This is a genomic window from Stenotrophomonas sp. LARHCG68 (assembly GCF_052871705.1).
Genome location: NZ_JBIXJV010000002.1, coordinates 16604 through 42185, shown reverse-complemented (window position 1 = coordinate 42185; position 25582 = coordinate 16604). Strand labels below are relative to the sequence as shown.

Annotated in this window: 24 protein-coding genes; 15 read left to right on the top strand and 9 right to left on the bottom strand. The window is 67.2% G+C overall.

Annotation, left to right across the window (positions count from 1 at the left end):
* Positions 1–144: 144 nt before the first annotated feature.
* The 8 genes from lptM (at position 145) to hslU (ending at position 5809) form a co-directional block, all read left to right on the top strand.
* Positions 145–378: an LPS translocon maturation chaperone LptM gene (lptM, locus tag ACIPR8_RS07605; RefSeq protein ID WP_446540646.1), complete on the top strand. Its 234-nt coding sequence runs from the start codon at positions 145–147 to the stop codon at positions 376–378.
* The gene (dapF, locus tag ACIPR8_RS07600) at positions 378–1229 is read left to right on the top strand and encodes a diaminopimelate epimerase (protein ID WP_446540645.1); all 852 of its coding nucleotides are present in this window, start codon (positions 378–380) and stop codon (positions 1227–1229) included. Before lptM ends, dapF begins: the two co-directional genes overlap by 1 nt.
* Entirely contained in the window at positions 1226–1903 is a 678-nt protein-coding gene (locus tag ACIPR8_RS07595) for a DUF484 family protein (RefSeq protein WP_132865073.1), read from the top strand. The genes dapF and ACIPR8_RS07595 overlap by 4 nt, the downstream gene beginning before the upstream one ends.
* 16 nt (positions 1904–1919) lie before the next feature.
* Positions 1920–2798: a tyrosine recombinase XerC gene (gene xerC / locus ACIPR8_RS07590; protein WP_446540644.1), complete on the top strand. Its 879-nt coding sequence runs from the start codon at positions 1920–1922 to the stop codon at positions 2796–2798.
* A gap of 107 nt (positions 2799–2905) precedes the next feature.
* The gene (locus ACIPR8_RS07585; RefSeq protein ID WP_132865071.1) at positions 2906–3382 is read left to right on the top strand and encodes a DUF1203 domain-containing protein; all 477 of its coding nucleotides are present in this window, start codon (positions 2906–2908) and stop codon (positions 3380–3382) included.
* Positions 3383–3501: 119 nt separating this feature from the next.
* On the top strand, positions 3502–3708 hold the full coding sequence (locus ACIPR8_RS07580; RefSeq protein ID WP_192287300.1) for a DUF3079 domain-containing protein: 207 nt from the start codon (positions 3502–3504) through the stop codon (positions 3706–3708).
* 146 nt (positions 3709–3854) lie between these two features.
* A complete protein-coding gene (gene hslV / locus ACIPR8_RS07575; protein WP_313252804.1) occupies positions 3855–4406 on the top strand; it encodes an ATP-dependent protease subunit HslV in 552 nt (183 codons plus the stop codon).
* A gap of 29 nt (positions 4407–4435) precedes the next feature.
* On the top strand, positions 4436–5809 hold the full coding sequence (gene hslU, locus ACIPR8_RS07570; protein WP_446540643.1) for an ATP-dependent protease ATPase subunit HslU: 1374 nt from the start codon (positions 4436–4438) through the stop codon (positions 5807–5809).
* Positions 5810–5950: 141 nt separating this feature from the next.
* Here hslU and ACIPR8_RS07565 read toward each other — a convergent pair whose 3' ends face one another.
* Positions 5951–6628, bottom strand: a complete 678-nt coding sequence (locus tag ACIPR8_RS07565; protein WP_192286741.1) for a TetR family transcriptional regulator — start codon at positions 6626–6628, stop codon at positions 5951–5953.
* Between the two features lie 225 nt (positions 6629–6853).
* On the opposite strand from ACIPR8_RS07565, the gene ACIPR8_RS07560 reads away from it, so the two are divergent.
* Positions 6854–8038 carry an efflux RND transporter periplasmic adaptor subunit gene (locus ACIPR8_RS07560; RefSeq protein WP_313252802.1) on the top strand — a complete coding sequence of 395 codons (1185 nt, stop codon included), beginning with the start codon at positions 6854–6856 and terminating at the stop codon, positions 8036–8038.
* Positions 8039–8050: 12 nt separating this feature from the next.
* Positions 8051–11194, top strand: coding sequence for a multidrug efflux RND transporter permease subunit SmeE (smeE, locus tag ACIPR8_RS07555; protein WP_192286739.1), 3144 nt, complete (start codon positions 8051–8053; stop codon positions 11192–11194).
* A 281-nt stretch (positions 11195–11475) separates the two neighbouring features.
* On the opposite strand, the gene ACIPR8_RS07550 is transcribed toward smeE, so the two are convergent.
* Together ACIPR8_RS07550 and ACIPR8_RS07545 are read right to left on the bottom strand one after the other, a co-directional pair.
* Complete coding sequence (locus ACIPR8_RS07550; protein WP_132865065.1) at positions 11476–11727, bottom strand: hypothetical protein; 252 nt, start codon at positions 11725–11727, stop codon at positions 11476–11478.
* A gap of 116 nt (positions 11728–11843) precedes the next feature.
* Positions 11844–12296, bottom strand: coding sequence for a nucleoside deaminase (locus tag ACIPR8_RS07545; protein WP_132865064.1), 453 nt, complete (start codon positions 12294–12296; stop codon positions 11844–11846).
* A gap of 100 nt (positions 12297–12396) precedes the next feature.
* Here ACIPR8_RS07545 and ubiE point away from each other — a divergent pair, with 100 nt between their 5' ends.
* A complete protein-coding gene (ubiE, locus tag ACIPR8_RS07540; protein WP_132865063.1) occupies positions 12397–13161 on the top strand; it encodes a bifunctional demethylmenaquinone methyltransferase/2-methoxy-6-polyprenyl-1,4-benzoquinol methylase UbiE in 765 nt (254 codons plus the stop codon).
* A 406-nt stretch (positions 13162–13567) separates the two neighbouring features.
* Positions 13568–15520, top strand: a complete 1953-nt coding sequence (locus ACIPR8_RS07535; protein WP_446540642.1) for a M1 family metallopeptidase — start codon at positions 13568–13570, stop codon at positions 15518–15520.
* 102 nt (positions 15521–15622) lie between these two features.
* On the opposite strand, the gene ACIPR8_RS07530 is transcribed toward ACIPR8_RS07535, so the two are convergent.
* Entirely contained in the window at positions 15623–16915 is a 1293-nt protein-coding gene (locus ACIPR8_RS07530) for an acetamidase/formamidase family protein (protein ID WP_446540641.1), read from the bottom strand.
* A 192-nt stretch (positions 16916–17107) separates the two neighbouring features.
* Positions 17108–17734 carry a TetR/AcrR family transcriptional regulator gene (locus ACIPR8_RS07525; RefSeq protein WP_446540640.1) on the bottom strand — a complete coding sequence of 209 codons (627 nt, stop codon included), beginning with the start codon at positions 17732–17734 and terminating at the stop codon, positions 17108–17110.
* 80 nt (positions 17735–17814) lie between these two features.
* Between ACIPR8_RS07525 and ACIPR8_RS07520 the strand changes: the two genes are divergently transcribed.
* The 3 genes from ACIPR8_RS07520 (at position 17815) to ACIPR8_RS07510 (ending at position 20407) form a co-directional block, all read left to right on the top strand.
* Positions 17815–18924, top strand: coding sequence for an MBL fold metallo-hydrolase (locus ACIPR8_RS07520; protein ID WP_446540639.1), 1110 nt, complete (start codon positions 17815–17817; stop codon positions 18922–18924).
* Between the two features lie 113 nt (positions 18925–19037).
* Positions 19038–19772, top strand: coding sequence for a hypothetical protein (locus ACIPR8_RS07515; protein ID WP_446540638.1), 735 nt, complete (start codon positions 19038–19040; stop codon positions 19770–19772).
* A gap of 14 nt (positions 19773–19786) precedes the next feature.
* The gene (locus ACIPR8_RS07510) at positions 19787–20407 is read left to right on the top strand and encodes an HAD family hydrolase (RefSeq protein ID WP_192287298.1); all 621 of its coding nucleotides are present in this window, start codon (positions 19787–19789) and stop codon (positions 20405–20407) included.
* A 73-nt stretch (positions 20408–20480) separates the two neighbouring features.
* Here ACIPR8_RS07510 and ACIPR8_RS07505 read toward each other — a convergent pair whose 3' ends face one another.
* The 4 genes from ACIPR8_RS07505 to ACIPR8_RS07490 form a co-directional block, all read right to left on the bottom strand.
* Complete coding sequence (locus ACIPR8_RS07505; RefSeq protein WP_446540637.1) at positions 20481–23306, bottom strand: valine--tRNA ligase; 2826 nt, start codon at positions 23304–23306, stop codon at positions 20481–20483.
* A 33-nt stretch (positions 23307–23339) separates the two neighbouring features.
* Entirely contained in the window at positions 23340–23531 is a 192-nt protein-coding gene (locus ACIPR8_RS07500; protein WP_132865057.1) for a YqaE/Pmp3 family membrane protein, read from the bottom strand.
* 9 nt (positions 23532–23540) lie between these two features.
* Positions 23541–23963, bottom strand: coding sequence for a DNA polymerase III subunit chi (locus tag ACIPR8_RS07495; RefSeq protein ID WP_446541049.1), 423 nt, complete (start codon positions 23961–23963; stop codon positions 23541–23543).
* A gap of 112 nt (positions 23964–24075) precedes the next feature.
* Positions 24076–25548, bottom strand: coding sequence for a leucyl aminopeptidase (locus ACIPR8_RS07490; RefSeq protein ID WP_192286733.1), 1473 nt, complete (start codon positions 25546–25548; stop codon positions 24076–24078).
* Between the last annotated feature and the right edge of the window lie 34 nt (positions 25549–25582).

Below are 25582 nucleotides of genomic sequence, written 5' to 3'. Positions count from 1 at the left end.
CATGACCGGTGCCTGCCCGGTTGCCCTGCAATGGGCGGGCCCCCTGCGCGGGATGGCCAACGGGAGACTGCGGACGCGATCCATGGGTGACTGAACAGCCGCAGTTCCATCCGGACTTCATGGTCCAGTGGCTATACTCGGGGGATGAACATGACGTCCCGTTCCCTGTTGCTCATCCCGGTGGCCTGCGCGCTGCTGGCCCTCACCGCCTGCGGCAACAAAGGCCCGCTGGTGATGCCGCAGAAGCCGGTGCCGGTCGAAGAGCAGGAGGTGGTGCCGGAAGACGCACCGGCTGCCGACGATGCCGCCGTTGTCCCGCCGACCGACGGCACTGAGCCTGCGCAGGCCAGGAAGCCGGCCGAGGGTACCCAGCCGTAATGAGCATGTCTGTTTCAGGGCGCCTGCCGTTCACCAAGATGCACGGCGCCGGCAATGATTTCGTGGTGCTGGACCTGCGTGCCGGCATGGCCCCGCCGGACGCGGACCTTGCCGCGCGCCTGGCCGACCGCCACCGCGGCGTGGGTTGTGACCAGATCCTGACCATCGAGCCACCGCGCTCGGAAGCGTCCGTGGCGTCCTACCGGATCTGGAACTCCGATGGGTCCACTTCCCAGCAGTGCGGCAATGGCGCGCGCTGCGTGGCGGCCTGGCTGGTGCGCGATGGCGCCGCCAAGGGCGAGCACTTCCTGATCGACAGCCCGTTGCGCACGCACGCCGTGCAGCGGTTGGGCGGGGATCACTACGCCGTGGCCATGGGCAAGCCGGAGTTCGAGCCGGAGCGCATCCCGTTGGTCGGCTTCCCGCGCGCCCGCGAGGAATACGCGGTGTCGCTGCAGGGCGAGAACGTGCGGTTTGGCGCGGTGTCGATGGGTAACCCGCACGCGGTGCTGGAGGTCGGCTCGGCCGATGCCGCGCCGGTGGAGCGGGTCGGCCCGTTGCTGCAGCAGCATGCCTCGTTCCCGGAATCGGTCAATGTCGGCTTCGCCCAGGTGTTGGACAGCGGCCACGCCCGGCTGCGCGTGTTCGAGCGCGGTGTCGGCGAGACCCTGGCCTGCGGCAGCGGCGCCTGCGCGGCGGCCGTGGTGTTGATGCAGCGGGGGCGGCTGCGGCGCGATGCGGTGTTGTCGCTGCCCGGTGGCGACCTGCGTATCCAGTGGCCGGACGATGCGGCGGAAATCGTCATGTCCGGTCCGGCGGCATTCGTATTCGACGGAGAGTGGACAGGATGAACGACACGGCCGAAAAGATCGGGGCACACGAGGTGGCCGCCTGGCTGCGCCGGCACCCGACCTTCCTCAAGCAGTTCCCCGACCTGGCCCTGACCATGGTGGTGCCCCGCGACGATGGCCCGACCGCGTCGCTGGCCAGCTACCAGCTGGAAGTGCTGCGCGACAAGAACCGCGAGCTTGCACGGCGGCTGTCCGATCTGGGCGTCAACGCCCAGATCAACGAACGGTTGGCAGTGCGCACGCACCAGCTGACCCTGGCGTTGATGCGCCAGGCGTCGGCGGCGGACACGTTGCGGGCGATGGCGGCCTCGCTGGAGGAAGACTTCGCCGGTGACCTGGTCCGCATCATCAGCCTGCAGCCGGTCGAAGGGCTTGAGCAGGCGCCGTGGCTGCAGGTCATCGCCGCCGACAGCCCGCGCCTGGCGCCGTTCCACGACTGCCTGCAGGATGGCGAGCCGATCTGCGGCCGGCTGCAGTCGGAGAAGAACGACGTGCTCTACGGCGAACGGGTCGACGAAGTGGCATCCACCGCGTTGCTGCCGTTGCCGGGCGTGGGCCTGATCGCGGTCGGCAGCCATGACCCGAACCGTTTCTACCCGGGCATGGGCACGCTGTTCCTGCGCATGATGGGCGAGTCGCTGGTGGTCGGGCTGCAGCGCTTCAACGCGGCGTGAGCGGAGGCGTGCGGCGATGAGCGCCGTCCCGGCGTTCCTGTCCTACCTGCAGGTCGAGCGGCGCATGTCCGCGCATACGCTCGATGCCTACCAGCGTGACCTCGCCGCATTGTCGCAATGGTGCCAGGCCCGTGGCATCGACGACCCGCAGGCGCTGGCCACCGACCAGTTGCGTGAATTCATCGCCGCCGAGCACCGCCGCGGGCTGGCGGCCAAGAGCCTGCAGCGCCGCCTGTCGGCCTGCCGCAGCTTCTATGCGTGGCTGCTCAAAAACAACGCCATCGACACCAGCCCTGCCGCCGGCCTGCGCGCGCCCAAGGCGCCGCGCAAGTTGCCGCAGGTGCTCGATGCCGATGAAGCGGTGCAACTGGTCGAGCTGCCCACGGATGCACCGCTGGGCCTGCGCGACCGTGCGCTGCTGGAACTGTTCTATTCCTCCGGCCTGCGCCTGAGCGAGCTGTGCGCACTGCGCTGGCGTGACCTGGACATGGCCAGCGGCCTGGTGCTGGTGCATGGCAAGGGCAACCGCGAGCGCAGCGTGCCGGTGGGTACGCATGCGTTGAACGCACTGCAGGACTGGCGCAGGGACAGCGCGGGAAGCGGCGACAAGCCGGTGTTCCCGGGGCGCGCTGGCGGCCCGTTGAGCCAGCGGGCGGTGCAGATCCGCATCAAGCAGCTGGCGCAGCGGCAAGGGCTGTTCAAGAACGTACACCCGCACATGCTGCGGCACAGTTTCGCCAGCCACATCCTGGAGTCCTCCGGCGACCTGCGTGGCGTGCAGGAACTGCTCGGGCATTCGGACATCGCCACCACCCAGATCTACACGCACCTGGATTTCCAGCACCTGGCCAAGGTCTACGACGCGGCGCACCCGCGCGCCAAGCGCAAGCGCTGAGCTGGCCGGTCAAGGCGCGGCGGCGCCATGATTGTGGTGTCCGGATGCGGCGAGCACGTCGCGGCGCGGATCGCCATGCTGCAGCTCCCCATTCCTGGTGCATGCACATGGCGTCCTTCATCCTGCGGGGCCTGGCCCCCGATACGTTTGCTCCGCTGTTCCTGCTCCCTGATGTCGTGCTCAGCGCCCGGCAGATGCAGCGGCTGACGGTTCCCGACACGGCGACGACGGGATTTCCCTGCCGGATCAGCCTGGTCGATGCCCAACCGGGCGAACAGGTGCTGCTGTTGCCCTACCAGCACCAGCCCGCCGAATCGCCATACCGCGCCAGCGGGCCGATCTTCGTGCGGCGCGGCGCACGCAGCGCCGTGCTCGGGACGGACGAGGTGCCGGCGACGATGCTGCGGCGGCTGCTGTCCGTGCGCGCCTACGATCATGCGCATCGGATCATCGCCGCCGAGGTCTGCGAAGGGACCGCGGTCGCGGCATGGCTGCAGGCCCGCTTCGATGACCCTGCGGTGGATTACGTGCATGTCCACCATGCCCGCTACGGTTGCTATTCCTGCCGCGCCGACCGCGCGTGAAGCCCGCGCCAGGCGCACGGAAGCCTGGCGCACGATCAGGCCGGGGATTGATCTGCGTCAGGGCCAGCCGCACGCCCACGGCGCACACTGCGCCACGGATGGTCGTGGCGTTGCTGAAGATGGCGAAACCGTTCCCGCTCAAACCCCGTCATCCCGAGCGCATCTGCTGGGGATGCGACCGCTATTGCGCGAGCGACGCGCTGGCCTGTGGCAACGGCTCGGGCCGCACCCTGCATCCGATCGAGACGCAGGGCGAGGACTGGTACGTGGCGTGGGGCATCGAGCCCGAACCGGATCGCCCGAATCTGGCCCGGCTGGTGCCTTAGGAGCCGGGATGGTGCTGCGTGGGTGCGGTCGACGCCTCCGGACCTGGCCGTTTTGCTGAACGCCGGCTGTCGCCGGTGGGGGAGGGGGCAGGCTTGATCGCCGCGCGTCTGGCCCCACTTCGGTTGGACAGTATCCCGGAGGCCACATGGACCCCAGTCAGAACCCCAATGTTTTCCACGCCACCACCATCTGCTGCGTGCGTCGCGGCGAGCACGTGGCGATCGCAGGTGATGGCCAGGTCACGCTGGGCCACACGGTGATGAAGGGCAATGCCCGCAAGGTGCGTCGACTGGGCCGCGATGGCCAGGTGCTGGCCGGTTTCGCCGGTGCGGCGGCCGATGCGTTCACCCTGTTCGAATTGTTCGAAGCCAAGCTCGAGAAGCATGGCCAGTTGACCCGTGCCGCGGTGGAACTGGCCAAGGACTGGCGCACCGACCGCCGCTACGGAAAGCTCGAGGCGCTGCTGGCGGTGGCCGACAAGGAAACCTCGCTGATCATCAGCGGCACCGGTGACGTCATCGAGCCGGAGGACGGCATCATCGCCATCGGCTCCGGCGGCTCCTACGCGCTGAGCGCCGCGCGCGCGCTGCTCGCGCACACCGGGATGGATGCGAAGTCGGTTGCCATGGAGGCCATCAACATCGCCGGTGGCATCTGCATCTACACCAACACCAACGTGGTGGTTGAAGAGCTCTGAGCGCTTCGGCCAACGACTGCGAGTACCCCATGAACCACAAGATCGAAGTCTCTTCCGCCACCATGACCCCGCGCGAGATCGTGCAGGAGCTGGACCGGCACATCGTCGGCCAGCATGACGCCAAGCGTGCGGTCGCCATCGCCCTGCGCAACCGCTGGCGCCGCATGCAGCTGCCGGCCGACCTGCGCAACGAGGTGATGCCGAAGAACATCCTGATGATCGGCCCGACCGGTGTCGGCAAGACCGAAATCGCGCGCCGCCTGGCCACGCTGGCCAACGCGCCGTTCGTGAAGGTGGAGGCCACCCGCTTCACCGAGGTCGGCTACGTCGGCAAGGACGTGGAGCAGATCATCCGTGACCTGGCCGACACCGCGGTCAAGCTGTACCGCGAACAGGCCAAGGTGCGCGTGCGCACCCAGGCCGAGGAGCGCGCCGAGGACCGCATCCTGGATGCGCTGCTGCCGCGTCGCAGCGTCGGCATCGGCTTCGATGCCGAGGCCGCGCGCAACGAGCCGTCCGCCGCCGACAACGAAACCCGCATCAAGTTCCGCCGCATGCTGCGTGCCGGCGAGCTGGATGAGCGCGAGATCGAACTGGAAGTGGCGGCCAACGTCAGCATGGACATCATGACCCCGCCGGGCATGGAGGAAATGGGCCAGCAGCTGAAGTCGATGTTCGCCAACCTGGGCGGCAGCAAGTCGAACAAGCGAACGCTGACGATCAAGGCCGCACGTCCGCTGCTGGTCGAGGAAGAGGCCGGCAAGCTGGTCAACGAGGACGACATCCGCACCGCCGCCATCGAGGCCTGCGAGCAGCACGGCATCGTGTTTATCGACGAGATCGACAAGGTCGCCAAGCGCGGGGACAACGTCGGTGGCGGCGATGTCTCGCGCGAGGGCGTGCAGCGTGACCTGCTGCCGCTGGTGGAAGGTTCCAACGTTTCCACCAAGTACGGCACGGTGAAGACCGACCACATCCTGTTCATCGCCTCCGGTGCGTTCCACCTGGCCAAGCCCAGCGACCTGATTCCGGAACTGCAGGGCCGCTTCCCGATCCGCGTGGAACTGGGCGCCCTGACCAAGGCCGATTTCGTGCGCATCCTCACCGAGCCGAAGGCCGCGCTGACCAAGCAGTACGAAGCACTGCTGGCGACCGAGGGCGTCACGGTCAACTTCACCCCGGACGCGGTGGATCGCCTGGCCGAGATCGCCTTCCAGGTCAACGAGCGCCAGGAGAACATCGGTGCACGCCGCCTGCACACGGTGCTGGAACGGCTGCTCGATTCGCTCAGCTACGAGGCGCCGGACCGTGACGGCGAGGCCATCGCGATCGACAGTGACTACGTGAACAAGCACCTGGGCGAACTGGTGCAGGATCCGGACCTGAGCCGCTACATCCTGTAAGCGAATCGGCCCGGTGTTCGTGGAAACGGCAGCACGTCGGTGCTGCCGTTTTTCGTTGGGGATTCGTGGCTGGGCTTGGCGCTGGGGTTGCATCCCCGCCCATGCAGCGGGGATGGGCTCGCCGTGCTGCACCCGCGCGTTTCAGTCGTGCTCGTCCGGGTCGGCCGGCGGCAAGGGCAGGGGATCGGCCCCCGGGGTGATGACGCCGGGTTTGACGTAGTAGGACAGCAGCGCATCCATCACCTCGCGGCTGTCGCGCTGCAGCTCGAACTGGCGGGGTTCGAGCATCGCGCTGTACAGCACGCCGGTCATGCCCGCATGCAGGATGCGTGAGACCACGGCCGTGTCGACGCCCTCGCGCAACTGGCCCAGCTCGCGGGCGCGTTCGAAGGCGCGGCGGAAGATCGCCATCTCCTCCTCGATGCTGTCGTGCTGCAACTGCTGCATCGCCTGGCTTTCAGCGCTGAGGTCGTTGCGCAGCATGATCTCCATCATGTCGCGCAGGTGCGGCTCGGTGGCCAGTTCGCTCAGCGAGACCAGCATCGCCGAGCGCAGGTCCAGGATCGGCGTGTTGCGGTGGGGCGAGTAGGTGCGGCGCAGGCGCTTGATGAAGGGGACGCGCTCGCGGTTGATCATCGCTTCGAGCACTTCGGTCTTGTTCTTGAAGTGCCAGTACACCGCGCCGCGCGAATAGCCGGCACGCTCACCGATCGCCGCCAGCGAGGTGTTGGCGACGCCGTTCTCATGGAAGCAGGCCAGGGCCGCATCAAGGATGTGTTCGCGGGTGGCCTGGGCTTCTTCTTTGGTCTTTCTGGCCATGGCACTGCGCCGTTGCTGGATGAAACCGGGCTGAATTGTAGCCGTTTACAAACATGCGTGCATGTATGTATATTTCGCCGGCTTGCTTCGCAGGATGGCGCTGCTGTGCATTTGTAGTGGCGGTTCTCACGGGCCTCCACGTAAGTTATGCACACCGTGCGTGCCGGGCCCTTCGGGGGGCCGGCGCAGGTCCGCGAGCGCCACCTTTCCCATTGAGTCTTCCACATGTCTCGAATCCGCAGCTATCGCGTCGTCGCGCTTTCTCTTGCCCTTTCCGTTGCACTGGCCGCTTGCAAGGGCGGGGAAGCACCGCCGCAGGGCGGCCCGGGCCAGGTCACGGTCGTCACCCTCAAGACCGAGCCGGTCACCCTGACCCGCGAACTGGTCGGCCGCGCCAATGGCTACCAGGTGGCCGAGGTGCGCCCGCAGGTCAGCGGCATCGTGGCCAAGCGCCTGTTCACCGAAGGCAGCTTCGTCAAGGAAGGCCAGGCGCTCTACCAGCTGGACGACGCGGCCTACCGCGCCCAGGCCAACAGCGCCCGCGCGCAGCTGGCCCGCGCCGAAGCCACCGCCAGCGCTGCACGGCTGGCGGCGCGCCGCAGCAGCGAGCTGGTCCGGAGCAAGGTGATCAGCGTGCAGGACGATGAGAACGCACAGGCCGCCTGGAAGCAGGCCGAGGCCGACGTCGGTGCCGCGCGCGCCTCGCTGGACGCGGCCAACGTGACGCTGGGCTACGCCCGCATCACCGCGCCGATCAGTGGCCAGATCGGCAAGTCCAGCGTCACCCAGGGCGCGCTGGTCAGCGCGGGCCAGGCCGCAGCGCTGGCGACCATCAACCAGCTCGACCCGATCTACATCGATGTCACCCAGTCCTCGGCCGAGCTGCTGCAGCTGCGCCGCGAACTGGCCGAAGGCCGCCTGGAAGGCGCCTCCGAGCTGCCGGTGGACATCGTGCTGGAAGATGGCACCCCGTTCGCCCACAAGGGCACGCTGGAGTTCTCCGAGGTCAACGTCGACCCGTCCACCGGCAGCTACGGCTTGCGCGTGCGGGTGGAAAACCCCGACCACGTGCTGATGCCGGGCATGTTCGTGCGCGCGGTGCTGGGCAGCGGCGTGCGGCCGAACGGCCTGCTGGTGCCGATGCAGGGCATCGCCCGCGATGCCAAGGGCGACACCAGCGCGATGGTGGTGGATGGCGAAGGCAAGGTCGCCGTGCGTCCGGTCACCGTCAGCCGCACCATCGGTGACAAGTGGCTGGTCGAGAGCGGGCTGAAGGCCGGTGACAAGGTCATCGTCGAAGGCCTGCAGAAGATCGGCCCGGGCATGCCGGTGCAGGCCACCGAGAAGGGTGCCCAAGCCGCCAAGCCCGCCGCCGCGCCCGACGCGACGGCGCCGGCGGCCAAGCAGTAAGCGGAGAACTCCATGGCACGCTTCTTTATCGACCGGCCCATCTTCGCGTGGGTCATCGCCATCATCATCATGCTGGCTGGCGCCCTCGCCATGCTCAAGCTGCCGATCTCGATGTATCCGGAAGTGGCACCGCCTGCGGTGTCCATCTCGGCCAGCTACCCGGGCGCGTCGGCCAAGGTGGTCGAGGACTCGGTGACGCAGATCATCGAGCAGAACATGAAGGGCCTGGACGGGCTGATGTACTTCTCGTCCAACAGCTCCTCCAATGGCCAGGCCAGCATCACCCTGACCTTCGAGAGCGGCACCAACTCGGACATCGCGCAGGTGCAGGTGCAGAACAAGCTGCAGCTGGCCATGCCGTTGCTGCCGCAGGAAGTGCAGCGCCAGGGCATCAACGTCGCCAAGTCCAGCTCCGGCTTCCTCAACGTCATCGGCTTCGTGTCCGAGGACGGCAGCATGGACGAGAACGACATCTCCGACTACGTCGGCTCCAACGTCGTCGACCCGCTCAGCCGCGTGCCGGGCGTGGGTTCGATCCAGGTGTTCGGCGGCAAGTACGCCATGCGCATCTGGCTGGATCCGACCAAGCTGCAGACCTACAAGGTCTCCGTCGACGAGGTCACCGCCGCGGTGAAGGCGCAGAACGCGCAGGTCGCGGTGGGCCAGCTCGGCGGTGCGCCGGCGGTGAAGGGCCAGCAGCTCAACGCCACCATCAACGCGCAGGACCGGCTGCAGACGCCGGAGCAGTTCCGCAACATCGTGGTGCGCACCGAAGCCGACGGCTCGGCACTGAAGCTCGGTGACGTGGCCCGCGTCGAACTGGGCGCGGAAACCTACGACTTCGTCACCCGCTTCAATGGCAAGCCGGCCTCCGGCCTGGCCGTGACCCTGGCCACCGGCGCCAACGCACTGGAGACCTCCGAGGGCGTGAGCCGCACGCTGGATGAGCTCAAGGCCAACTTCCCGGCCGGCATGAAGGCGGTGATCCCCTACGACACCACGCCGTTCGTGCGCGTGTCGATCAAGGGTGTGGTCAAGACGCTGCTGGAAGCCATCGTGCTGGTGTTCGTGGTGATGTACCTGTTCCTGCAGAACTTCCGCGCCACGCTGATCCCGACGATCGCCGTGCCGGTGGTGCTGCTGGGTACGTTCGGCATCCTCGCGGTGCTGGGCTTCTCGATCAACATGCTGACCATGTTCGCGATGGTGCTGGCCATCGGCCTGCTGGTGGACGATGCCATCGTGGTGGTGGAGAACGTCGAGCGCATCATGTCCGAGGAGGGCCTGTCGCCGCTGGAAGCCACCCGCAAGTCGATGAGCCAGATCACCGGCGCGCTGGTCGGCATCGGCCTGGTGCTGTCGGCGGTGTTCGTGCCGATGGCCTTCATGAGCGGCTCCACCGGCGTGATCTACCGCCAGTTCTCGGCCACCATCGTCTCGGCGATGGCGCTGTCGGTGCTGGTGGCGATCGTGCTGACCCCGGCGCTGTGCGCGACCATGCTCAAGCCGCTGAAGAAGGGCGAGCACCATGTTGCCCACGCCGGCCTGCTGGGCCGCTTCTTCAATGGCTTCAACAACGGCTTCGACCGCACCAGCGGCACCTACCAGCGCGGGGTGAAGGGCATCCTGCTTCGCCCGGGCCGGTTCATGGCGGTGTTCCTGGCGCTGGCGGTGGTGATGGGCCTGCTGTTCGCACGCCTGCCCAGCTCGTTCCTGCCCAATGAAGACCAGGGCATCCTGATGGCGCTGGTGCAGGCACCGGTCGGCGCCACCCAGGAGCGCACGCTGGAGTCGATCTACAAGCTGGAAGACCACTTCCTCAACAACGAGAAGGACGCGGTCGAATCGGTGTTCTCGGTGCAGGGCTTCAGCTTCTCGGGCATGGGCCAGAACTCGGGCATGGCCTTCGTCAAGCTCAAGGACTGGGGCGAGCGCTCGGCCGATCAGGGCGTGGGCCCGATCACCGGCCGCGCGATGATGGCGCTGGGCCAGGTCAAGGACGCCTTCATCTTCGCCTTCCCGCCGCCGGCCATGCCGGAGCTGGGCATCGCCTCGGGTTACACCTTCTTCCTGAAGGACAACTCCGGGCAGGGCCACGAAGCGTTGGTCAACGCCCGCAACCAGCTGCTCGGCCTGGCCGGGAAGAGCCCGAAGCTGGCCAATGTGCGCCCGAACGGCCTGGATGACACCCCGCAGCTGCGCCTGGACATCGACGTGGCCAAGGCCGGCGCGCATGGCCTGTCGCTGGACACCATCAACAGCACGCTGGCAACGGCCTGGGGCTCGAGCTACATCGATGACTTCATCGACCGTGGCCGCGTCAAGCGCGTGTACGTGCAGGCCGATGACGGCTTCCGCATGAACCCGGAGGACTTCAGCCTGTGGACGGTGAAGAACAACGCCGGCGAGATGGTGCCGTTCTCGGCCTTCGCCAGCCAGCGTTGGGACTACGGTTCGCCGCGCCTGGAGCGTTACAACGGTGTCTCGGCGCTGGAAATCCAGGGTGAAGCCGCACCGGGCGTGGCCTCCGGCGACGCGATGCTGGAAGTGGAGCGCCTGGCCAAGGAACTGCCGCCGGGCTTCAGCATCGAATGGACCGCGGTGTCCTACCAGGAGCGCGAGGCCGGTTCGCAGACGCCGCTGCTGTACACGCTGTCGCTGCTGATCGTGTTCCTGTGCCTTGCCGCGCTGTACGAGAGCTGGAGCGTGCCGACCGCGGTGCTGCTGGTGGCGCCGCTGGGCATCCTCGGCGCGGTGCTGGCCAACACCATACGTGGCATGGAGCGTGACGTGTACTTCCAGGTGGCGATGCTGACCACGGTCGGCCTGACCTCGAAGAACGCGATCCTGATCGTGGAGTTCGCCAAGGAGCACCTGGAGAAGGGCGCCGGCGTGATCGAAGCGACGATGCATGCGGTCCGTGACCGCCTGCGCCCGATCATCATGACCTCGCTGGCGTTCGGCCTGGGCGTGTTGCCGCTGGCCATCGCTTCCGGTGCGGGTTCCGGTGCGCAGCGCGCCATTGGTACCGGCGTGCTCGGCGGCATGGTGGTGGGCACCTTGCTGGGCCTGTTCTTCATCCCGTTGTTCTTCGTGGTGGTGCAGCGCCTGTTCAACCGCAAGCTGCGCGACAAGCCCGAAGACGCGGCGCACTGAGCGACGACGTGGTGAAACGGAAAACGCCGGGCAATGCCCGGCGTTTTTTTTTGCAGGAGCAGCCGTGGCCGCGAAGCTGGCAATGCCCGGAAGGAAAGCGTTTAGGTCACCTGCAGGCGTAATGGCCTCGCGGCCATGGCCGCTCCTGCCAATGCGTGCGCAGGCACATCAGGCAGGCGGAGGATCTTCTTGGTGCAGGAGCGGCCTCGGCCGCGCAGCAGGCAACGGATGAAGGCAAACGTCGCAGACAAGAACACCGGGCAGTGCCCGGTGTTCCCGTTTCAATGCTCGAACTCGGCGGTTTCCAGCAACTGGGCCTTTTCAACCGCGCCCAGCCGCTGCGCGAAGACCGCCAACCGGTTGCACAACTCGGCCTGGTGCTCGGGGTAGGCCGCGACCAGCTCGCGCTGGACCTGCTGGTAGGCATCCCAGAACGGGGCCGAACTACGGTAACGCTGGTAATGCTGGCGTAGCCGTTCCCCAGCCTGTTGCAGAGAACGGCGACTGCTGGCTTGGATGGGCGCGATGAACATCGCTTCACCTCGTCAATGGCAGTGCCCCTGTCCGCGCAGCTTACGCTGCCAACTCTTACGATTGGGTTTCACTGTCTCACATTGGCGTGATACCAGTCATGCCGCAGTCAGCTGGCTTACTCGCCGATGTCTTCGTACCAGATCTCCGGATGGTCGGTGATGTAGCGGCCCATCATCTCGATGCAGCCGGCGTCGTTCAGGTCGATGACCTTGACCCCGTTCTCGCGCAGCCAGTCGATGCCGCCGCCGAAGCTGACCGATTCGCCGACCACCACGGTGCCGATGTTGAACTGGCGGACCAGCCCGCTGCAGTACCAGCACGGGGCCAGGGTGGTGACCATGATGGTGTCGCGGTAGCCACGCTGGCGGCCGGCCTTGCGGAAGGCATCGGTTTCGCCGTGGATGGACGGATCGCCTTCCTGGATGCGGCGGTTGTGGCCGCAGCCGAGCAGGCGGCCGTCGTTGTGGTACAGCGCCGCGCCGATCGGGATGCCACCCTCGGCCAGGCCCTGGCGGGCTTCGGCGATGGCGGTTTCGAGCAGGGCGCGGTAGTCGGGGGTGGTGATCATGCGGGGTCCTCAAGGCGCGCGGGCGCCGGTGCGGCCATGATAGCGGCGTGATTCAGGCGCCTGCCGCCGCAAGCACTCCGGCGGTGCGATAATCGCGCTCATGAGCGAATCCCCCTACAAGACCGGCACCACCCACTTCGGCTTCCGCGACGTACCGGCCAAGGACAAGCAGAAGCTTGTCGGCCAGGTGTTCACCTCCGTGGCCGACAACTACGACCTGATGAATGACCTGATGAGCCTGGGCATCCATCGCTTGTGGAAGCGCTACTTCGTGGCCACCGCGCAGGTGAAGCCGGGTGACCGCGTGCTCGACCTGGCCGGTGGCACCGGGGACATCGCCGTGCTGCTGAAGGAGCGACTGGGGCCCGAGGGCAGCGTGGTGCTGGGCGACATCAACGCCGGCATGCTGTCGGTGGGGCGTGACCGCCTGACCAACCGCGGCCACGTGTCCGGCTTCGAGTGGGTGCAGCTCAACGCAGAGGCACTGCCGTTCCCGGACCAGAGCTTCGACCTGGTGACCATCTCCTTCGGCTTGCGCAACGTCACCGACAAGGACGCCGCGCTGCGCGAGATGTACCGCGTGCTCAAGGTGGGTGGCCAGGCGCGTGTGCTGGAGTTCTCCGAGGTGACCGTGGACTGGTTCAAGCCGATCTACGATTTCCATTCGTTCAAGGTGCTGCCGAAGCTGGGCAAGTTGTTCGCGCGTGGCGATGCCGACAGCTACCAGTACCTGGCCGAGAGCATCCGCAAGCACCCGCCGCAGGAGGAGCTGAAGGGGATGATGACCGAGGCCGGGTTCGGCCGCTGCCATTACAAGAACCTCAGTGCCGGCATCGTGTCGATCCATTCCGGCTACAAGCTCTGAGGCGGGTTCAGGATGCAGGGAAAGGGCGGCTAAGGGCCGCCTTTTTCATGGCCGCAAGGCGGTAGCAGCGGTCTTGGCCGCGAAGCAGGCATTGCGTTCTGTCGTGGGGCTGCCGGCAATTGCAGATAAGCGGGTGGTTGGGGGCGTCGGCTTCGCGACCAAGGTCGCCCCTATAGCGGTGTCGGAACCGGTGCCGTTGTAGGAGCGGCTTCAGCCGCGAAGCTGGCGATGCGGCCGCTGCCGGAAGGTCTGCAATTGCAGGTGGCGCCGTGTCGGAAACCTTGCCGGCTTCGCGACCAAGGTCGCTCCTACGGGGGGCCGAGGCGCTCCTACGGTGCACCGCCGCATCCGGCAAGGCGGTTCGGGTTTAAAATCGACGGCTGTTCCCTGAACCGGTTCTCTTCAGATGCGTTCTTCCCTGCTGATGCTGCCCCTGGCCGTGGCGCTTGTCGCCGGCTGTGCCAAGGAACCTGCCGCCCCCACCGCCGACCCCGTCGCCCAGAAGCCCGCCGCCGCCGTGAATACCGTCAGTCGCAGCCACGATGAAAGCTCCTATGCCGAGCCGGACAAGGTCGTCATCAAGGACCTGGCGCTGGACCTGAAGGTCGATTTCGACGCCAAGCAGATCGGTGGCACCGCCACCTACACGCTGGAGTGGAAGGACAAGGCCGCCAAGCAGCTGGTGCTGGACACCCGCGAGCTGACCGTGGAGAAGGTCGAGGCGATCGCCGCCGACGGTGCCGCCTCGCCGCTGCAGTTCGCCCTGGCCCCGGCCGACAAGGTGTTCGGCAGCAAGCTGAGCATCGAGACCCCGGACCAACCGGCCAGCGTGCGCATCACCTACCACACCGCACCGACCGCCTCGGGCCTGCAGTGGCTGGAGCCGTCGATGACCGAGGGCAAGAAGCTGCCCTTCATGTTCAGCCAGTCGCAGGCCATCCACGCCCGTTCGTGGGTACCGCTGCAGGACACCCCGAGCGTTCGCTTCACCTACAGCGCGCACGTGACCAGCCGCCCGGACGTGATGGTGCTGATGAGCGCCGACAACGACCCGAAGGCCGCGCGTGATGGCGATTACGCCTTCAAGATGCCGCAGCCGATCCCGTCCTACCTGCTGGCCATCGCCGCCGGTGACCTGGTGTTCCAGCCGATCTCCGGGCGTTCGGGCGTGTGGGCCGAGCCGACCATGGTTGGCAAGGCGACCAAGGAATTCGAGGACACCGAGAAGATGATCGGTGCCGCCGAGAACCTGTACGGCGAATACCGCTGGGGCCGCTACGACATGCTGGTGCTGCCGCCGTCGTTCCCGTTCGGCGGCATGGAGAACCCGCGCCTGACTTTCGCCACCCCGACCGTGATCGTCGGCGACAAGTCGCTGGTCTCGCTGGTGGCCCACGAACTGGCGCACAGCTGGTCGGGCAACCTGGTGACCAACGCGAGCTGGAAGGACATCTGGCTCAACGAAGGCTTCACCACCTACGTGCAGGCACGCATCACCGAGGCGCTGTACGGCCAGGAAATGGCCGAGATGGAGCGCGAGATCGACCAGACCGACCTGCTCAACGAAGTGAAGGACATGAGCCCGGCCGACCAGGCACTGGCGCTGCCGCCGCTCAACGAGCGTGACCCGGACGAGGCGCTGAGCAACGTTGCCTACGTCAAGGGCGCCTGGTTCCTGCAGTTCCTGGAACAGCGCTTCGGCCGCGAGGTGTTCGATCCGTTCCTGCGTGGCTGGTTCAACGACCATGCCTTCCAGAGCGCGAACACCGACCAGTTCGTCGAGTACATGAAGAAGAACCTGCTGCCGAAGAACCCCTCGGCGGTCACCGATGCCGAACTGAAGGCATGGCTGGAGGAGCCGGGCATCCCGGCCTTCGCCACCCGCGCCCGTTCGCGCAACTTCGCCGTGGTCGACACCGCCCGCATCGCCTACCTGGGCAGTGACGCCGTGCCGAGCAACCAGGTCACCGGTGCGTGGGGCACGCAGGAGTGGGTGCGCTTCATCGACGGGCTGGGCGAGAAGCAGCCGGTGGAGAAGCTGGCACAGCTGGACAAGGCCTACCATTTCACCGGCACCGCCAATGGCGAGATCGCCATGCGCTGGTACCCGCTGGCCATCCGCAGCGGCTACAACGAAGCGCTGCCGGCGGCCGGTGAGTTCATCCAGAAGGTGGGCCGTCGCAAGCTGGTGCTGCCGATCTACGCCGAGCTGCTGAAGACCCCGGAAGGCCTGGCCTTCGCCAAGGAAGTGTTCGCCAAGGCCAAGCCGGGCTACCACCCGATCACCACCGCCTCGGTGGAAGACATGATCGCCAAGGCGGAAGCTGCATCGACGCAGCAAGCTGCGCCCAAGCCGTAATCGGCCTCGGCAGGTTCCAAGGCAAACGGCGAGCTTCGGCTCGCCGTTTGTTCTTGCGCCGCTGTTGGCTTGCGGGCTGCGCATGCCCGCCTCCAACATCGATCACGGCGTTGGGTTGGGAGTCTTCAGCGTGGCCCCCGGCAAGCCTTTCAACACCGACTTGTCGATCTTCGCGGCCACGCCCACACTGCGGCCGGCAAGATTGACCACGCTGTACTGCACTGCCACGCCGAGCACCTGGGTGGCCTGCGACATATCCAGTCCATGGGACTGGCGCAACCACTGCAGCATCCCCGACGTCGCCAGCCGCAGCGCATCGTCGCTGGAGCCTGCCTGCCCCAGGGTCATGATCTGCGTCGGTGATTCAACGCGTGGCGTGGCGATGGACTGCTTCTTGATCAGCTCCACTTTCAGTACCACGTCCAGTGATGTCTCCAGCGCCCATTGGCTGGTCTCGCCATCGCCCTGCAGGGCATGGCCATCGCCGACATACAGCAACGCGCCGGGTTGCTGGACCTGAAGGTAGACGGTGTTGCCTTCGACCACGGCATTGAAATCCATGTTGCCGCCGAAATCGCCGGCGTCGCCGGTGGAGAACGCGGGGTAACCGAAGCCCGGGGCGACGGCGAGGCCGCCGAGCATCGGTTTGACCGGGATCTGGAAGTGTTCCAATGCGCCGCTGGCACCCTGTGGGCGAGCCGTGCCACGTACGCGGTCCAGTTCCCAGCGCACCGGCTTTCCCAGCGTCGCGGTTTCGGTGGCGATGCGCGGGGTCTTCAGGCGGCCGACGATGCCGTCGAGGCTGTCGGCGTAATCGCGGTTGAGTTTCAGCGAACGGATGGTGATTGCCAGCGTGTCGCCAGGCTCGGCACCGGCGACGAAGAACGGCCCGACCTGTGGGTTGCCGAACAAGGCGCGGGTGACGCCGTGCTCGTCGACACCGCCGGAATCCAGGGTCCTGGTCTGCACGGAGTCGCCGGGCCAGATCACCAGCGCCGGGGCGCGCTCTGCGCTGAAGGTATTGGAGTAGTCGCTCGGCGTGAAGTCGTGCAGACGCGGGATATTCCCTGGTCGTGACGGCACCCGCCATGCGCTGAACTCATGCGCTGCACGGGCATTGCGATTGTTGGTGTCCGGCTCGTCGCTGCGGCCCCGCATGCGGTTGCCATCGATCTGGCCATCGTAGTGGTAAACCTGGCCGTCGCTGCCGGTGGCGGTGAACTTCAGCTGCGCGCCGTTCAACGTGCCTTTGATCGGGTCGCCGCCCAGCGTTCCGCTGACACGCGAGCCCTGGACGTCCAGATTCAACGTCTGCCTGGCGCTGTTGCCCCATAGATCGGTGGCCAGGATCCATTGATCGCTGGCCAGGGCGGCGAGCGGAAATGCGGACAACAACAGCGAAGACCATTTCAGGCAGGTGCGCACGATGCGTGTCCGCGTAGGGCCCGGCGGGCGTGTTCGCGGAGTGTACGAATGGCGATGCTGCCGTCGCAGTGTCAAACGTAACGACACGTGTAGTCAGATCGGCCGCCGTGAAGCCGGGCGAGGACTGTGGCCGCTGGTGACCGATACCGGCCAGGGCCGCACTCAGGGCTTGAGCGCGCGCAGCGCCAGGAACATGTCCACGCAGTCTTCCATCAGGCGCTGCTGCGCGGCCTGGTCCAGGGGCGGCTGGCCCAGCGTGATCTGCGGCCAGAACGCGAAGGCCTTGACCATGCCCTGCAACTGGTGGGCCGCCTCGGCGGGCGCGATGCCCGCGCGCAGCCGGCCATCGGCCTGTGCGGCGCGCATCCAGGTGGTCATGCCTTCCTCCTTCTCGGCGAGCTTGTCCATCACCACGCGTGCGCGTTCCGGCGCGTGCACCAGTTCGGCGATGGCCACGCGCGAGAGGTCGATGAACCCCGGGTCGGCCAGCAGGCGCAGCTTCTGCGCCAGGAATGCCAGCAACTGGTCGCGCAGCGGGCGGGCCGGGTCGTACGCCACCCCTTCAAGCGCGCGGCTGGCCTCCCACAGCTGCAACAGGATCGCGACGAACAACTCGTCCTTGCTGCTGAAGTGGTTGTAGACCGTGCGCTTGGAGACATCGGCGGTCGCAGCGATGCGATCCATGCTGGTGCCGGCGAACCCGAACGCGCGGAACTCGGCCACGGCCGCCTGCAGGATGGCGGCGCGTTTGCGGTCGGTGAGCCGGGGAGGGCGGTTGCTGGTGGTCATGTCGTCGATTTTACACCGTTCAGTTTACTTTCTGGAAATTGGAAGTAGACTAGCCGGTGTACTTTCCATGGCAAGCCCCGATGAAGCGTCGCCTGCCCCGTTTCCTCCTCCTGATCACGGTACTGACTGCCATGTCCATTGGCCTGTTGATCTGCGGCGCGCACCCGGCCGCTTCCTATGACCAGTCGCCGCAATACGGCGATGGCCGCTTCCACAACGCGGCGGCGAAGAAGACCTCGCTGGGCGCGGCCCGCACGCTCGGCGTGCTGTGGCGGTTCCTGTTCGACAAGCCGGCCGATGCCACACCGCAGGCCCCGATCCCGGTGCAGGCCCTGACCCGCCAGGCGCTGCTGGACGCGCCTGATGACAGCCTGTGGCGGCTTGGGCACTCGACCATGCTGCTCAAGTTGGACGGCCACTTCTGGCTGACCGACCCGGTGTTCTCCGAACGGGCCTCGCCGATGTCGTTCATGGGGCCCAAGCGCTTCCACGCGCCGCCGCTGTCGATCGAGGCGCTGCCGCCGATCACCGGCGTGATCATCTCCCACGACCACTACGACCACCTCGACCATGCCGCGGTGTTGGCGCTGGCACCGAAGGTGCGCCATTTCGTGACGCCGCTGGGCGTGGGCGACCGGCTGATCGGCTGGGGCGTGCCGGCCTCGCAGGTGACGCAGCTGGACTGGTGGCAGGAGACGCGGGTGGAGGGGCTGAAGATCGTCGCCACCCCGGCGCAGCACTTCTCCGGGCGCGGGCTCTCCGATGGCAACCGCACGCTGTGGGCATCGTGGGTGATCGACAGCGGCCGGCTGCGCCTGTTCTTCAGCGGCGACAGTGGCTACTTCGATGGCTTCGCCCGCATTGGTGAACGGTATGGGCCGTTCGACCTGGCCATGGTCGAGACCGGTGCCTACGACGCGGACTGGCCCGACGTGCACATGCAGCCCGAGCAGAGCCTGCAGGCGCACCTGGATGTGCGTGGCAAGGTGCTGATGCCGATCCACAACGGCACCTTCGACCTCGCGTTGCATCCGTGGACCGAGCCGTTCGAGCACATCACCGCGCTGGCGCAGCAGCAGGGCGTGGCCCTGACCGCACCGCGGATGGGCGAGCGCCTGGACCTGGGGGCACCGGCCCCGTCCACGCACTGGTGGCGCGGGGAAGCCGCGCAGCCCCTGCCGGCCGAGTGAGCCCACGCATGTGCAGCGGGCAGGGCGCAGGGCGAGCAATCACTGGCGTGGATGTTTAAAGTGGGCGGCGTCGCGCGGCCAGGTGCCGCGCCCTGTTTCCCTGGAGCTGCCTGATGAAACCCTTGATCCTTGGCGTGCTGTGCGTCGTTGCACTGGCCGGTTGTCGCGACCCGGAAGCCGAGCGCCAGCAACAGGAAGCCGCTGCCGCGCAGGAGCGCGCCAAGCGCGAGGCCGACGCCGAGGGCATTGCAAAGCTGTACGACGCAGCGGTGACCGGCACCGACTGGGAGAAGGCGAAGATCCACGGTGCCGCGCTGCTGGACCAGTTCCCCGATTCGGAGGCGGCCAAACGCATCGAGCCGGGCTTGGCCGAGGTGAGGGAGAAGGCCGACGCAGCACGCGAACTGCGCCGCATGCAGGGCCTGTGGAACTACAACCAGGTGGCGGTGAAGGGGGGCACCCAGCGTTCGGCGGCGATCTACAGCAAGGACCGCGTCGACGTGGATGGCACGGGTACCAAGCCGGTGCAGCTGGTGTTCCGCGACCACCCGGAATGGAAGCGGCATGCCTACCTGGTGCTGCAGTCCAGCGACTTCGCGCGCGCCTGCTACCGCAGCTGCCAGGTCACGGTGAGCGTGGACGGCGCCGCCCCGCGCAGCATGGCCGCGAACCGCCCGGATACCGACGAAGCCATCGCCATGTTCATCAATGACAACCGCGGCCTGTGGCGCCAGTTGCGCAAGGCCAAGGTGGTCGAGATCGACTTCCCGGTGAAGGCCGGCGGCACCCGCAAGGCGGTCTTCGAGGTCGGCGGCCTGGATGGCAGCCAGATGCCGAACTGGGATTGAGCGTGGGGCAGGGCATGGCAGCGCGGGCGCTGGCCCAGTCGCATCACTGGGTGTTCGACATGGACGGCACCCTCACCGAGCCGGTGCATGACTTCGCGCTGATCCGGCGCGCGCTGGATATCCCGGCCGAGGCCGACATCCTGCAGCACCTGGCGGCGTTGCCACCGCCGCGTGCCGCCGAAGGCCATGCCTGGCTGATGGAGCACGAGCATGCATTGGCGGTTGCCGCCACGCCCGCGCCGGGCGCGGTGGACCTGGTGCGGACCCTGCATGCCGAGGGCTGTCGGCTGGGCATCCTGACCCGCAATGCGCGCGCGTTGGCACAGGTGACGCTGGCGGCGATCGGCTTGGCCGATTGTTTCGCGCCGGAAGATATCCTGGGGCGTGACGAGGTCACGCCCAAGCCTTCCCCGGCTGGCCTGCAGTACTTCGCGCAGCGCTGGGCGGTGGCACCGGCGGTGATGCGGATGGTCGGCGACCACTACTACGACCTGGCCACCGCGCAGGCTGCGGGCGTGCCGGGCATTCTGGTCAACCAGCCCGGCGATCCGTGGCCGGGCATGGCGCAATGGCACGCCCGCGATTGCGCCGAGCTGCTGCGGCAGCGGCGTGCGCTGGCGGTGCCGGTGGCGTGATGCCGCTGAGCTAGCGATGACATGAAAACGCCGCCCGGAGGCGGCGTTTTCATGTCCAACGTACCGCAGGCGCTTACAGCTTGGCGCGCTGCTCCTGCAGGCCGGCCAGCTGGCTGTTCCAGTCGGCCAGGCGCACGCGCTCCTGCTCGACCACCGCCGCCGGCACCTTGTCGGTGAACTTGGACAGTTTGGCCTCGCTCTTTTCCTTCTCCGAGGAAACGCGGGCGATCTCCTTGTCCAGGCGCGCGCGTTCGGCATCCAGGTCGACCAGGCCTTCCAGCGGCACCAGCAGCTTGAGCTCGCCGACGATGGCGGCCGCGGCCGGCGGGGTCTGCGCGTCGGCAGCGAGCCATTGGATGCTTTCCAGCTTGAGCAGGAAGCGCAGCTGCGAGGTGAAGCGCTCCACGCGCGCCGGGTCCGTCGCCTGGCCACCCTGCAGCAGCAGGCGCACCTGCTTGGACGGCGGCACGTTGAGTTCGCTGCGCACGCGGCGCAGCGCGCTGACCATGCCCTTGAACCATTCCACGTCGGCTTCGGCCTGCGCGTAATCACCGGCGAACTCGGCGGCGGTCGGGTAGGCGCGCAGCGACAGCGTGTCGGCGGCGATGCCCAGGCGCGGGGCGACCTGCTGCCACAGCTGCTCGGTGACGAACGGGGTCAGCGGGTGCAGCAGGCGCAGCACGGCTTCCAGCACGTACAGCAGGGTGTGGCGGGTGCTGGCCGCATCGTCGGCGTTGTCGCCGTTGAGGGCCGGCTTGGTCAGCTCCAGGAACCAGTCGCAGAACTCGTTCCAGACGAACTCGTACAGGCACTGTGCCAACAGGTCGAAGCGGTAGTCGGCGAAGTTCTGCTGCGCTTCGGCCGAGACCTTGGCCAACCGCGACAGGATCCACTTCTCGGCATCGGTACGCGGCTGCGGCACGCCGCTGAAGCTGGACCCCTCGGTGTTCATCAGGGTGAAGCGGCTGGCGTTCCACAGCTTGTTGCAGAAGTTCTTGTAGCCCTCGGCGCGGCTCATGTCGAACTTGATGTCGCGGCCGTGGGTGGCCAGCGCGGCGATGGTGAAGCGCAGCGCGTCGGCGCCGTGGGCGATGATGCCGTCCGGGAATTCCTTGCGGGTGGCCTTCTCGATCTTCTCGGCCATCTTCGGCTGCATCAGGCCATGCGTACGCTTGGCGACCAGGTCGTCGATGGTGATGCCGTCGATGATGTCCAGCGGGTCGAGCACGTTGCCCTTGGACTTGGACATCTTCTGGCCCTGGCCGTCGCGGATCAGGCCGGTGATGTAGACGTCCTTGAACGGGATCTGCCCGGTGAAGCTGTCGGTGGCCATGATCATGCGCGCCACCCAGAAGAAGATGATGTCGAAGCCGGTGATCAGCACGTTCGACGGCAGGTAGCGGTCGAAACCGCGCTCGGCCATGGCTGCTTCGTTCGGCCAGCCCAGCGTGGAGAACGGCCACAGCTGCGAGGAGAACCAGGTCTCCAGCACGTCGCTGTCCTGGGTCAGCACCACGTCATCGGCCAGGCCGGCCTTGGCGCGGGCTTCGGCCTCGTTGCGGCCCACGTAGCAGTTGCCCGCTTCGTCGAACCAGGCCGGGATGCGGTGGCCCCACCACAACTGGCGGCTGATGCACCAATCCTGGATGTTCTCCATCCAGTGGCGGTAGGTGTTGATCCAGTTGCCCGGCACGAACGTGATCGAACCGTTCTCGACCAGTTCCAGGCCACGCTTGGCCAGGCCGTCCATCTTCACGAACCACTGGTCGGTCAGGTACGGCTCGATCACCTGGCCGGTGCGGTCGCCGCGCGGCACCTGCAGCTTGTGCGCCTTGGTCTCGACCAGGATGCCCAGGTCCTCCAGCTCGGCCAGGATCACCTTGCGTGCTTCGTAGCGGTCCAGCCCACGGTACTGCTCCGGCGCGTTCTCGTTGAGCGCGGCCACCGGGGTGAACAGGTTGATCATCGGCAGGCCGTGGCGCACGCCCACCTGGTAGTCGTTGAAGTCATGCGCCGGGGTGACCTTGACCACGCCGGTGCCAAACGCCTTGTCCACGTAGTCGTCGGCGATCACCGGCACGCGGCGGCCGGTCAGCGGCAGGGTGACGGTCTTGCCGACCAGGTGCGCGTAGCGGCTGTCCTCCGGGTGCACCATCACCGCGGTGTCGCCCAGCAGGGTTTCCGGGCGGGTGGTGGCCACGACCAGGTAGTTGCGGGTTTCGCGCAGGGTCTGGTTGCCGTCGGCATCGACCTCGACGTGCTCGTAGCTGGCGCCGTCTTCCAGCGAATAGGCGATCGACCACAGGAAGCCGTCTTCCTCGGCACTTTCCACCTCCAGGTCGGAGATGGCGGTCTTCAGCACCGGGTCCCAGTTGACCAGGCGCTGGCCACGGTAGATCAGGCCCTGCTCGTGCCAGCGGATGAACGATTCGATCACCGCCTCGCTCGGGCCCGGGTCCATCGTGAAGGTGCTGCGCGACCAGTCGGCCGAGGTGCCAAGGCGGCGCATCTGGCCTTCGATCACGTTGCCCGAATGCGCCTTCCACTCCCACACCTTGTCGATGAAGCCGTCACGGCCCAGCGAGTCGCGGGTTTCCCCCTTGCCTTCCAGCGCCAGGTTGCGGCTGACCACCATTTCGGTGGCGATGCCGGCGTGGTCGGTACCCACCTGCCACAGCGTGTCGTAGCCGCGCATGCGGTGGTAGCGGATCAGTGCGTCCATCAGCGTCTGCTGGAACGCATGGCCCATGTGCAGGGTGCCGGTCACGTTCGGCGGCGGCAGCACGATGGTGTACGGCTCGCCCTTGCCGGACGGCTTGAAGTGGCCGGCCTTCTCCCACGCGTCGTAGAGATCGGTTTCGAAGGATTTGGGGTCGTAGCTGGAGGCGAGTTGGGTCATGCGGGGAAACCGGGTCGAAGCGTGAAAAGGGGATCAGCGGGCGCCGAGCGCGCGTTTGATCTTCTGGTCGGTGTGGTACTGGCTGACCGCGTATGCAGCCCAGATGGCGCCGGGCAGCCAGCCGATCAAGGTGATCTGCAGGATCAGACAGACAATGCCGGAAATGGGACGACCGATGGTGAAGAAGGCCAGCCAGGGCAGGAGGATGGCGATGAGCAGGCGCATGGTCGTTCCTTACATGTCGTGTTTGTTGAGCGTGTAGCCGGCGGCTTTGTACTGGCGCCAGCGCTCGCGCAGCGGTTCGCGGGCTTCCGGGTCGGCCGGCACCACTTCCAGCACGCGCTCGCAGGCGCCCAGCCAGGGTTCGTCGCGCAGGTTGATCACCAGCGGGCGTTCCGGCGCATCGGCACCGGGCACGGCGATCAGCACGATGGCTTCCTCCTCGTCCACGTCCTCGCCCACGATCTGGTGCGGGATGTAGGCATCCGGGTCGAACGACCACAGCAGCTCGTCCAGTTCCTCGGCCTGGGCGGCATCGCGCGCCAGTACGAGCGTGTACAGCCCGCCGTCGTTGGCCTTGCGGGCCAGCTCGCACACCAGCTTCAGCGGTTCGGTGAGGAAACGCGGCTTGGCGATCAGGTAGAAGTCGGCGCGGATGGTCAAGGCGGGGAACCGGGAAAGGGGAACGGGGAAGGACGGTGCGGAAGGCGGCGTGGGGAACCGGCGCGGGGCATTCGCATGCCCGGTTGCCGGCTCCCCGTCACCTGCCTCAGGCCACCCGGTCCAGCAGCCACTGGGTCAGCAGGCCCACCGGACGGCCGGTGGCCATGCCGCGCTTGCCTTCGTCGCTGGCCACGCCGGCGATGTCCAGGTGCGCCCAGCGCTGGCCTTCGGTGAAGCGCGACAGGAAGCAGCCAGCGGTGATGGCGCCGGCCCAGCGGCCGCCGATGTTGTAGACGTCGGCGAAGGTCGAATCCAGCATGCCCTGGTACTCGTCCCACAGCGGCAGGCGCCAGGCGCGGTCGAACACGTGCTCGCCGGCGGCGACCAGCTCATTGGCCAGGTCGTCGTGCTTGCTCATCAGGCCGGCGGTCTGGTGGCCCAGGGCGACCATGCAGGCACCGGTGAGGGTGGCCACGTCGACCAGCGCGGCCGGTTCGAAGCGCTGCGCGTAGGTCAGTGCGTCGCACAGGATAAGGCGGCCTTCGGCGTCGGTGTTGCCCACTTCGATGGTCTTGCCGGACATCGAGGTGATCACGTCGGACGGGCGGTAGGCATTGCCGTCAATGGCGTTTTCCACGGCCGGCACGACCACCACCAGGTTCAGCGGCAGCCTGGCCTTGACCGTGGCCACGAAGGTGCCGATGACGTTGGCGCCGCCGCACATGTCGTACTTCATCTCCTCGATGCCGCCCTGGGTCTTCAGGTTGACGCCGCCGGTATCGAAGGTGATGCCCTTGCCGACCAGCACGTAGGGCTTGGCGTCACCGCCGTTGTTCCACTTCAGCACCACCAGCCTGGGGCGGTTGGCCGAGCCGCGGGCCACGGCCAGCAGCGAGCCCATGCCCAGCGCTTCCATCTGCTGCTCGTCCAGGATCTCGGCTTCGGCGCCGTCGTGCTCGGCGGCGAAGGCGACCGAGGATTCGGCCAGGTAGGCCGGGGTGCACAGGTTCGGCGGCAGGTTGCCCAGTTCGCGGGCGTACTCCACGCCGGCGGCGATGGCCTGGCCCTGCAGCAGCGCGGTGTCGTCCTGGCCGAGGATGGCCAGCGTCTCCAGGCCCGGGGCGTCCGGCTTCTTCTTGCCCAGGGTGGCGGTGTAGCGGTAGTTGGCGTGGTTGGCGGCGATCACGGCCTGGCGGATGTTCCAGGCGGCATCACGGCCGCTTACGGCCAGTTCGGACAGGGTGAACAGGGCGCTGCGGGTGACGCCGCTCTTCAGGGCGCGACCGGCGTCGCCGACCGCCTTGATGTACTGGGGCACACCGAACTTGGCCGGTTCGCCCAGCCCGACCACCAGCACGCGCGGCGCGGTGACGCCGGGCAGGTCGTGCAGCACGGTGGTATTGCCGGTCTTGCCGCCGACATCGCCACGCTCGACCAGGGCCGTGAGACGGCCGCCGCTGGCGGCGTCCAGGGCCTGGGCGGCCGGGCTCAGCGACTTGTCGGCGAAGGCGCCGACGATGATGCAATCGAAGCCGGCGGAGGCCGGGGCGGCGTGGTTCAGGGTGAATTCCAGAGACATTGATCAGATTCCGTTGCCAAATCCGTACAATCGC

What these genes read in the sequence shown, in the direction of transcription:
- lptM (WP_446540646.1), top strand. Translation starts at nt 145, where the DNA reads ATGAACATGACGTCCCGTTCCCTGTTGCTCATCCCGGTGGCCTGCGCG.
- dapF (WP_446540645.1), top strand. Translation starts at nt 378, where the DNA reads ATGAGCATGTCTGTTTCAGGGCGCCTGCCGTTCACCAAGATGCACGGC.
- ACIPR8_RS07595 (WP_132865073.1), top strand. Translation starts at nt 1,226, where the DNA reads ATGAACGACACGGCCGAAAAGATCGGGGCACACGAGGTGGCCGCCTGG.
- xerC (WP_446540644.1), top strand. Translation starts at nt 1,920, where the DNA reads ATGAGCGCCGTCCCGGCGTTCCTGTCCTACCTGCAGGTCGAGCGGCGC.
- ACIPR8_RS07585 (WP_132865071.1), top strand. Translation starts at nt 2,906, where the DNA reads ATGGCGTCCTTCATCCTGCGGGGCCTGGCCCCCGATACGTTTGCTCCG.
- ACIPR8_RS07580 (WP_192287300.1), top strand. Translation starts at nt 3,502, where the DNA reads ATGGCGAAACCGTTCCCGCTCAAACCCCGTCATCCCGAGCGCATCTGC.
- hslV (WP_313252804.1), top strand. Translation starts at nt 3,855, where the DNA reads ATGGACCCCAGTCAGAACCCCAATGTTTTCCACGCCACCACCATCTGC.
- hslU (WP_446540643.1), top strand. Translation starts at nt 4,436, where the DNA reads ATGAACCACAAGATCGAAGTCTCTTCCGCCACCATGACCCCGCGCGAG.
- ACIPR8_RS07565 (WP_192286741.1), bottom strand. Translation starts at nt 6,628, where the DNA reads ATGGCCAGAAAGACCAAAGAAGAAGCCCAGGCCACCCGCGAACACATC.
- ACIPR8_RS07560 (WP_313252802.1), top strand. Translation starts at nt 6,854, where the DNA reads ATGTCTCGAATCCGCAGCTATCGCGTCGTCGCGCTTTCTCTTGCCCTT.
- smeE (WP_192286739.1), top strand. Translation starts at nt 8,051, where the DNA reads ATGGCACGCTTCTTTATCGACCGGCCCATCTTCGCGTGGGTCATCGCC.
- ACIPR8_RS07550 (WP_132865065.1), bottom strand. Translation starts at nt 11,727, where the DNA reads ATGTTCATCGCGCCCATCCAAGCCAGCAGTCGCCGTTCTCTGCAACAG.
- ACIPR8_RS07545 (WP_132865064.1), bottom strand. Translation starts at nt 12,296, where the DNA reads ATGATCACCACCCCCGACTACCGCGCCCTGCTCGAAACCGCCATCGCC.
- ubiE (WP_132865063.1), top strand. Translation starts at nt 12,397, where the DNA reads ATGAGCGAATCCCCCTACAAGACCGGCACCACCCACTTCGGCTTCCGC.
- ACIPR8_RS07535 (WP_446540642.1), top strand. Translation starts at nt 13,568, where the DNA reads ATGCGTTCTTCCCTGCTGATGCTGCCCCTGGCCGTGGCGCTTGTCGCC.
- ACIPR8_RS07525 (WP_446540640.1), bottom strand. Translation starts at nt 17,734, where the DNA reads ATGACCACCAGCAACCGCCCTCCCCGGCTCACCGACCGCAAACGCGCC.
- ACIPR8_RS07520 (WP_446540639.1), top strand. Translation starts at nt 17,815, where the DNA reads ATGAAGCGTCGCCTGCCCCGTTTCCTCCTCCTGATCACGGTACTGACT.
- ACIPR8_RS07515 (WP_446540638.1), top strand. Translation starts at nt 19,038, where the DNA reads ATGAAACCCTTGATCCTTGGCGTGCTGTGCGTCGTTGCACTGGCCGGT.
- ACIPR8_RS07510 (WP_192287298.1), top strand. Translation starts at nt 19,787, where the DNA reads ATGGCAGCGCGGGCGCTGGCCCAGTCGCATCACTGGGTGTTCGACATG.
- ACIPR8_RS07505 (WP_446540637.1), bottom strand. Translation starts at nt 23,306, where the DNA reads ATGACCCAACTCGCCTCCAGCTACGACCCCAAATCCTTCGAAACCGAT.
- ACIPR8_RS07500 (WP_132865057.1), bottom strand. Translation starts at nt 23,531, where the DNA reads ATGCGCCTGCTCATCGCCATCCTCCTGCCCTGGCTGGCCTTCTTCACC.
- ACIPR8_RS07490 (WP_192286733.1), bottom strand. Translation starts at nt 25,548, where the DNA reads ATGTCTCTGGAATTCACCCTGAACCACGCCGCCCCGGCCTCCGCCGGC.